The organism is Corynebacterium sp. HMSC066C02 (assembly GCF_001814945.1).
Taxonomy (GTDB): Bacteria; Actinomycetota; Actinomycetes; order Mycobacteriales; family Mycobacteriaceae; genus Corynebacterium; species Corynebacterium aurimucosum.
Genome location: NZ_KV818437.1, coordinates 24,649 through 30,648 on the forward strand (window position 1 = coordinate 24,649; position 6,000 = coordinate 30,648).

Below are 6,000 nucleotides of genomic sequence, written 5' to 3' on the forward strand. Positions count from 1 at the left end.
TAATCAACAAAGATAATTTTTCACAAGAACAATTTGAGCATCTTGTGCGGTTAAATGGATTTAAGTCCACGCTACGACATTCCCTACTGCGCACGGTTTCACACCTAGCGAATTCGGCACGGTACGAGTAACGAAGGCGAATAGTATGACGGTCACCAACTACGTGGTCCCCCACCGTGGTTTTGGTGAACCCCGCCGCCTTACGGTTGACGCCGTCAACCCAGAGATGTTCTTACAGCTGTTCTCTTCAGCAGAAAATAGCCATCTCCCCGTTACCTTGTGTGGGCACTCCAGCTCCGGCTTCCGTGTCCGGCATGGAGGGGAAATCGTCGGCGTCATTCCCGCCTCCCAGTCTGCCGCTTATGCAGAGCTGGACTCGATCATCGGTGCGGGATTAACTCCTCAGGCCACCGCAGAGATCGCGCTCCGCGAAGATGCGGCAGAGGAATCCATCCCGGTGTTTGAGGTTCTCCTCCCCGAACCAGGCCTGTGCGTTCCCCTCAATATCCCCCCAGCCCAGCGCTGGGGCATGCTCAACGGTGACCGCGCACTGCATATCACTGATTTTTCGGCGACCACGCACTCTTTGCCGAAGCACCCCGCCCATCTCCTCGTGCGCTTGTCCAACCGCCGGCACTTTTTCCGCCGTGCCATCGAGGTTCACCTAGATGACGAACTCGTCGCCACCATTCCGCGCGATCAAGCCTCGCAGTTGAGCGATACCATCACGGGATTCAAACACGAGGGTCTCATCGCAATTGCTCGCGCCTACTTCACCCCAGATGCCGAAGCCCCAACGTTAACTCTCTACACCGAAGATGGAACACCAAACACCAGTTTTGCGGTGAAAACCGCAGGCGTCATCGCTGCTGCCGCGGGGGCGGCTGCCGCGACGGCGGCAAGTACCGCCAAGGCACACGCAACAATCGCACCTATCGGCAGCTCCAAGGCAGCGGGTGCGGCACAGACCACTGGTTCCGCTGTTACAAAGGGTGCACAAGCCCTCTCCCTGAATTCAGTTGGGGCTGCCGCGACGACTGGAACCCAGATCGCTGTCGCTGGCACCGGGCTCAAGCTAGCCTGCGCAGCAAGTGTCGCTGTACTCGTCGGCGGCACCGCTAGCTTTGTCTCCTCAGTGCGCGCAATGCATCCCGCCCATGACCATGTCACCGACTCGGTTCTGGAGGGCTATACCACGTCGCTGCCGGCTCCGAGCCCGGCCAATGATGCAGAAGCTGACAGCGAACCTTCCGCCTGGGCAGAAGAGGAGACCGAAGGCACCGCCGCAGGGATTCACCGCCCTGAGCATCACAGTCTTGCGACCACATCCCGCGCCATCGAGAACACTGCTTTCTCCGCCTCGGCAGAGCCAACTGAGCTGACCGGGCAGCCTGAGCCAACTGAACCAGCAGAGCCCACTCAACATGCAGAGCTGGCTGCGCCTGAGGAAGTGACTCCTTCCCCTCGCAGCAGCCACGAAGTGCCCGCAACGCCGGAAGCAGAGACTCAGCCCGAAGAGCCGGAGAAGAACACCCCTTCCACGCGCACGAGCGAACCTAGCTCTACGCCGACTCAGAAGGCGACCCCAACTTCGGCGGCTCCGAACACCACTCCGACGGCTACCCCACGTACGTCTGAACCAGCTCCGTCGACCACGGCTGCGCCGATAACTTCCGAGCCCAGCGATTCCCTCACGTCAGAGCCAACCACCGAGTCCTCTCCCGAGCCGAGCGAAACGCCAACGTCTGAGCCGACCGCTGAGTCCTCGCCGAAGCCTGAGCACACCTCCGAACCGAGCAGCACGCCAAAGATCTCTCCCGAACCGAGCGAGACACCAACGTCGGAACTGACCACTGAGCCCACGCCCGAGCCCAGCGAAACGCCCAAGCCAAAGCCGAGCACAGAGCGCACTCCTGAACCAAGCCGCACACCGGACCCAACTCCAGAGCCAACGCCTGACCGCGACGGCTGGGTCATCATCATCGAATTCGGTTAGTCACCTCAGCGCGTAGCGCCACCCTTACTTCCATTTAGGTGGTTCGCACCGCTTCACGTGTGCCCTTTCCAGCTTCCTCGCAGTTGGGTACTAAACTGTGAACAATGACTACGACACCCGGCCCCACCAAGCCTGCAGCGCAGCCTGGCGCAGCAGGGACGCCGGCCGCGGCGTCACCGAACACCAACGCCCCGAAGCCGGGACCACGCCCGCACCAGGCTGCCCAAAAGCAGACCGGGAATGAGCAACAAACGGCCCAGCCGCACAAGGACGACAACAAGGACAAGGCCACCGCCCGCGAGGAAGCCCTCGCAGCTTTCCCCTTCGTGGCGCTGACCATCCAAACCACCGGCATCCACCCTTCCACCGGCAGACTGCTCACTGTGGATGCGCTAGCCCTCAACGCCGAAGGCGAAATCGGCCAAGAGTTCCACGCCGTCATCAATCCGGGCGAGGACCCAGGCCCTAAACACCTGCACGGTCTCAGTGCTGAGGAAGTCCAGGCAGGACAGTCCTTTTCCATGCTCCTCAAACCACTGGACCGGCTCATCGATGGCCGCACTCTCATCGTCCACGACGCCCCCTACACCTGGGGTTTCATCGTCTCAGAGGCACGCCGCGCAATGACCGCCGCCGCCCGCCAAAACCGCGCGCGCAATCGCAACCGCGGCAAGGGCCGGCGCCGCCGATTCAAGGTGGGACACGTTCCCACCCCAGTGGCGATCGTGGATACCCTCGCCACGGCTCGTCGCCAAAGCGTGTGGGGCACCGATATTCGTCTGGCAGCAGTTGCTCGCGATACCGGCCTTCCGGCGCCTGACCCCACGGCCAGCGTCGAACGTGCGCAGAAGCCGGAGAAGGAGACCTCCCGCGAAGCAACCCGCCTGCTTGTGGATCTTTATCGCGCGCAAGCTTCAGGCCCACTGAGCAGTGCAGCACCGGATGATCTGCGAGCGGACCGTTTTGGGCTGCAGCGTTCCCACGTCCGCGTCGACGCTGCTGAAGCGCCCCGCCAGCACCACAACCCTGGCGCGTATGTGCCCGGCAAGGAGCTCATCCGCGGCATGGAGATCGTTGTAGCCCCGGAAATCACCGAGGACCCCGATACCATCATCGCCGCCCTAGCCCGCGAGGAGCTCAACTACTCGGAAAAGCTCACCCGAGAAACGTCCCTGGTGGTCTGCAACATCACCACCAACCTCGTGGGCAAGCCCATGCACGCTCACCGCAAGGACATCCCCCTGATGTCCGACGTTGCCTTCCTTGCCGCTCTCGAGCGCATCGAGGAACCCACGGAGCCAGAGGAAGAATCCGGGTCTAAGTCAACGGGTAGCTCGGGCGGACGCCACAGCAGCGGACAATCCAACCGCAATCGTTCCACGAACAAGAACCACCGCCGCTCGCGCCGCAAGTCCTCCGGTACTCAGCACTCTGCCAAGCAGGAACACGCGCAGAAGAAGCACCAGGGCTCTTCGTCCGACGGATCTGCGAGTGACAAGCGCGCCCAGTCGGACTCCGACTCGAACAACCGGAACAGGGGCGGCAATAAAGGTCGCCGCCGTCGCCGGCGCGGTGGACGTGGCCGCCGCGGTAGTGGCAACCACCAGAAGCAGCAAAACTCGGGACACAACCGCTCACACAACACCGATAGCTAAGGTCCCCCGACTACTCTGGGGAACATGAATTTTAACTTCCGAAGCGCGTTTTCTTCCGCGCGCACTGCGGTTGCTACCACCGCTGCGGCGCTGGCCACCACCGCCTCGCGCGCCACGGGCCGCGGCGCGGGCGGCATGATTGGCGGACTCATCGCCAATGCCATCGACCCCACCATCATGCAGAACTTGGCCAAGCAGCGCCCGGCTATCCTGGTCACCGGAACCAACGGCAAGTCCACGACCACGCGCATGCTGGCCGCCGCAGTGCGCGCCGAACACACCGTGGCCACCAACGATGGTGGCGACAACATGGATGCGGGAATCATCTCCGCACTCTTGGCCGGCAAAGATGCGAGCCATCTAGTCCTTGAGGTAGACGAGCTTCACGTTCCCCACGTCTCGGATAATCTCAACCCCACCGCGCTGGTGCTGCTGAACCTTTCCCGCGATCAGCTGGACCGCGTGGGTGAGATCAACAAGATTGAGCGCGCCTTGCGCGGCGCCGTCGAGACCCACCCGGACATGCTCGTCATCGCCAACTGCGATGACGTCCTCATGACCTCCGTGGCCTATGACGCGAAGAATGTCATTTGGGTTTCCGCGGGTGCCGGCTGGATGGGTGAATCCGTCACTTGCCCGCGCACTGGGGGCCACATCGTGCGCGAGGGCGAGGACTGGCACGCGGTCAAGCCGCTTGCCGACGGCCGCGAATTCCGCCGCCCCACCCCCACCTGGGCAGTGACGGACGACGGGCTGGTGAGCCCGGAGGGCGTCGATAAGCTGCGCCTTTCCCTCCCAGGCCGCGCGAACCGCGGCAATGCTGCCCAAGCCGTCGCCGCCGCGGTTGAAGCTTTCGGCGTGGACCGCCACAAGGCCATTGCCGCTGCGGAAGGCGTCGATGATGTGGCCGGACGCTACTCCACCATCACGCTGGGCAAGCGCACGATTCGCCTCCTCCTGGCCAAGAACCCGGCCGGCTGGCAGGAAGCGCTGTCCATGGTGGACCGAGAGGCAGATGGCTTGGTCATCGCCGCCAATGGCCACGTCGCCGACGGTATTGATATGTCCTGGCTGTGGGACGTGCGCTTCGAAGACTTCGAAGGTATTCCCGTCAAGGCAGCGGGTGAGCGCGGCACCGACCTCGCAGTGCGTTTGGTCTATGCGGATATCTCGCACGAGCTCATCGCAAACCCACTCGCCGCTATTAAATCCTGCCCGGAGGGCCGAATCGAGGTCTTGGCCAACTACACCGCCTTCCGTGATCTGAAGAAGGCCCTCACCGCCGCAGCAGCAAAGGAGCACTCGAATGACTAGCCTGCAGATTGGCCTCATCCTCCCTGACATCCTGGGTACCTACGGCGATGACGGCAACGCCCTGGTCCTGCGCCAGCGCGCCCGCATGCGCGGCCACGAGGCTGAGATCGTGCCCATCAAGCTAGGTGAGCCGGTGCCGGATTCTCTCGACGTCTACACCCTTGGCGGCGGCGAGGACACCGCGCAGATTCTCGCCGCGGAGCACCTCATCGCCGATGGCGGCCTGACCCGCGCGGCGGCCGCGAAGCGCCCGATTCTGGCGATTTGCGCAGGCCTACAGGTACTCGGCGAGTCCTTCCGTGCGTCCGGCCGCGTGGTGGATGGTGTGGGGCTCATCGACGCCACCACCGCCTCCATGACCGAGCGCGCTATCGGTGAGGTAGCCACGGAACCGACCAAGGCCGGAATCACCGCTGAGCTCACCGAGCCGCTCACCGGTTTTGAGAACCACATGGGTGCAACCATCCTGGGGCCTGCCGCCCAACCGCTGGGAACGCTCACGCGCGGAACCGGCAATGCGGATACCGCCGCCATTCTGGACCTCTCCGACAGGGCCGTCCAGCGCGGTGCCGAGGGCGCGGTACAGGGCAGCGTTATCGCCACCTACATGCACGGCCCCGTCTTGGCGCGCAACCCGCAGCTGGCGGATCTGCTGCTGGCCAAAGCCATGGGAGTCGCGCTCAGCGAACTTGAGCCCTTGAACATCCCCGCCATTGACCAGCTGCGCACCGAGCGTTTTAACGCCTCGGAGCCGCCGCGCTCGCAGCGCTAGATATCAATAGAAGTAACTAACTGAACCGATTGACCACAACCTTCGGCACACGGTACCGTATGCAACGGACGCACTAAGGTGCTCCACTTCCGAAGCTCGTGTTGTTCACACGAGCTTTCGCGTATCCAGGGGGTGTTCCTATATAGTTTGTCAACCTCGCGGGTGGATTAGCCGGGGTTATTCGGCAGGGCGAAGGCGATCCCTCGCCCACTTTTCGGGCTCTTCCGGTTTCGGGGTGAGGTAGAAAACGACGGGTTCAGCGG

The 6,000-nt window shown here is 63.0% G+C and carries 4 protein-coding genes; all 4 read left to right on the forward strand.

The genetic code is table 11. The annotated features are described in order from the left end of the window. Nucleotides 1-145: 145 nt before the first annotated feature. On the forward strand, nt 146-1,996 hold the full coding sequence (locus HMPREF2996_RS02360; protein ID WP_070729904.1) for a hypothetical protein: 1,851 nt from the start codon (nt 146-148) through the stop codon (nt 1,994-1,996). A 104-nt stretch (nt 1,997-2,100) separates the two neighbouring features. Further along, a complete protein-coding gene (locus HMPREF2996_RS02365) occupies nt 2,101-3,651 on the forward strand; it encodes a DNA polymerase III subunit epsilon (protein ID WP_070729906.1) in 1,551 nt (516 codons plus the stop codon). Nucleotides 3,652-3,675: 24 nt separating this feature from the next. Continuing rightward, nucleotides 3,676-4,965, forward strand: coding sequence for a Mur ligase family protein (locus HMPREF2996_RS02370; RefSeq protein WP_070729908.1), 1,290 nt, complete (start codon nt 3,676-3,678; stop codon nt 4,963-4,965). Then, nucleotides 4,958-5,737 carry a type 1 glutamine amidotransferase gene (locus HMPREF2996_RS02375; RefSeq protein ID WP_070444246.1) on the forward strand — a complete coding sequence of 260 codons (780 nt, stop codon included), beginning with the start codon at nt 4,958-4,960 and terminating at the stop codon, nt 5,735-5,737. The genes HMPREF2996_RS02370 and HMPREF2996_RS02375 overlap by 8 nt, the downstream gene beginning before the upstream one ends. The last annotated feature ends 263 nt before the right edge of the window (nt 5,738-6,000 follow it).

Coding starts and splice junctions, on each gene's coding strand:
- HMPREF2996_RS02360 (WP_070729904.1), top strand. CDS start 146: ATGACGGTCACCAACTACGTGGTCCCCCACCGTGGTTTTGGTGAACCC.
- HMPREF2996_RS02365 (WP_070729906.1), top strand. CDS start 2,101: ATGACTACGACACCCGGCCCCACCAAGCCTGCAGCGCAGCCTGGCGCA.
- HMPREF2996_RS02370 (WP_070729908.1), top strand. CDS start 3,676: ATGAATTTTAACTTCCGAAGCGCGTTTTCTTCCGCGCGCACTGCGGTT.
- HMPREF2996_RS02375 (WP_070444246.1), top strand. CDS start 4,958: ATGACTAGCCTGCAGATTGGCCTCATCCTCCCTGACATCCTGGGTACC.